A 1555-nucleotide genomic window follows, 5' to 3' on the forward strand; every position below is an offset into this window, starting at 1 on the left:
AAACAATAATAAAATAATTTTATAAAAAATATAAACTTTAAGATTTGTAATACTGACAATCTAGTGGTTGGCTTTGTTGTTATCAACTAATAAAATTGAAAATACTATTAACTGTAATTAAAATAATTTGAAGCGTTTACTTAATAAAAATAAAAATCCTTAATGTAGTTTTGTATCATTCTAAATGAGTGAAAATAATGATTAAGGAAGAGAGCGAGCTTATGATAACACCAATTCGGTTTTTAAATAACAAAAATGCTGGAAAATATAGATTGATCGGAATTTCGTATTATCCTAAACAAGAGTATACTGCTGATCGTAAGAATATAGAGATACAAGTTCAGTTCTCAGATTATGATGAACCTTTAGATATTTCTAAATTACTTAAAAAACAAAATCCTTAAACGCATTTGAACGCATTAAGATGACTTTTGATGTAGTTGTTGTTCTGTTCTAACAAGTAGATCTTCATTTTTATACACTGATGAAAACCAGTTTATTGGATTTTTTACTTGTCTGGTTCTAATAGCTTTCACAAGCTTTGTTATGGCTCGTTCGATAGCTTCAAAGCGATAACAGCTAATCTCTTTTTCGACTTGTTGATAGATCGATTCTACCAATACATTTGGCAAATCGTTTGTACTACATTGTTCTAAAAATTCTTTTTGCAGATAATTTAGAGATCCTGTTTGTTGTTCAATAATCATTTGCTGATAGACTTTTCCGTATTTGGGATATGGATTTGGTTCTGGTTCTATTGTGTATGAGGGAGACATTTGTTCTTCCTCCTCTTCTAGATCTTTTAATTCTTTTAAAGAATTTAAATTTTTTAAAAGATTTTTATTACTATAGGATGCATCTGGTGCGTATAATACAGCAAAATCTGGTGCATGAGGTGCATCATTTTTCTCATTTTGTGCATCTAGTGCATTTTGAGGTACGGTACTAGTCGAAGAAAGTTGATACGAATTTGAAGTTTGTTTGTAATAACCTTCAGTATCTTTTTTATATCTATGTTCTTTTTGAATTAAGCCTTGGGTAGAGAGTTCTTTAACTACATATTGCGCCTTACGTTTAGACATGCCTCCGGCAGCTGCAATTGTTTCATAATCAGGGAATATGGATGAATGGGTATGTTCGTAGACTTTAAAAACGATTAAAACCATTTTTTCGTAGGTCTTCAAATCTTTATCTGCTAGTAAATCTTGTAGATCGTTAAGGATAAGTTGAGATGAGTACATGAAATAACCTCCAGAGATGAATTATTTCACGCATATACCTTGATATAGTAGATTAACTTTTATATAATAATGGTATAAGCGTGTTAAAGTTTTTAAGCGACTTTAATACAACTCCAGGAATGATGTTTTTTGCCGAAACATATTCCTGTAGAAATGGAACTTAAAGAGTTTGCCGCTCTTCAAGTTTATGATGTTAGTTCTGCTGACTCCCTATATTTATATAGGGAGTTTTCGTTTTTTTACATAAATAAATTTTGCCTATATGCATTGTATTCTGACTCTAAATGCAGAGTCAATATATCGGGGTTGAAAGG

3 protein-coding genes are annotated in these 1555 nt (G+C 30.5%); 2 read left to right on the plus strand and 1 reads right to left on the minus strand.

The window, feature by feature from the left end; all coding sequences use genetic code 11:
* Positions 1 to 197 precede the first annotated feature (197 nt).
* A complete protein-coding gene (locus PTI45_RS01490) occupies positions 198 to 404 on the plus strand; it encodes a hypothetical protein (RefSeq protein ID WP_069325782.1) in 207 nt (68 codons plus the stop codon).
* A gap of 15 nt (positions 405 to 419) precedes the next feature.
* Here PTI45_RS01490 and PTI45_RS01495 read toward each other — a convergent pair whose 3' ends face one another.
* Complete coding sequence (locus PTI45_RS01495; RefSeq protein ID WP_069325783.1) at positions 420 to 1241, minus strand: helix-turn-helix domain-containing protein; 822 nt, start codon at positions 1239 to 1241, stop codon at positions 420 to 422.
* Between the two features lie 129 nt (positions 1242 to 1370).
* Between PTI45_RS01495 and PTI45_RS24360 the strand changes: the two genes are divergently transcribed.
* Positions 1371 to 1555: hypothetical protein (locus PTI45_RS24360; protein WP_217492687.1), on the plus strand; the 185-nt coding region annotated here is incomplete at its 3' end.

Source organism: Paenibacillus nuruki (assembly GCF_001721045.1).
Classification (GTDB): domain Bacteria; phylum Bacillota; class Bacilli; order Paenibacillales; family Paenibacillaceae; genus Saccharibacillus; species Saccharibacillus nuruki.

Bases quoted from the DNA above. Each gene is read 5' to 3' on its own strand.
- PTI45_RS01490 (WP_069325782.1), top strand. From the start codon at position 198: ATGATTAAGGAAGAGAGCGAGCTTATGATAACACCAATTCGGTTTTTA.
- PTI45_RS01495 (WP_069325783.1), bottom strand. From the start codon at position 1,241: ATGTACTCATCTCAACTTATCCTTAACGATCTACAAGATTTACTAGCA.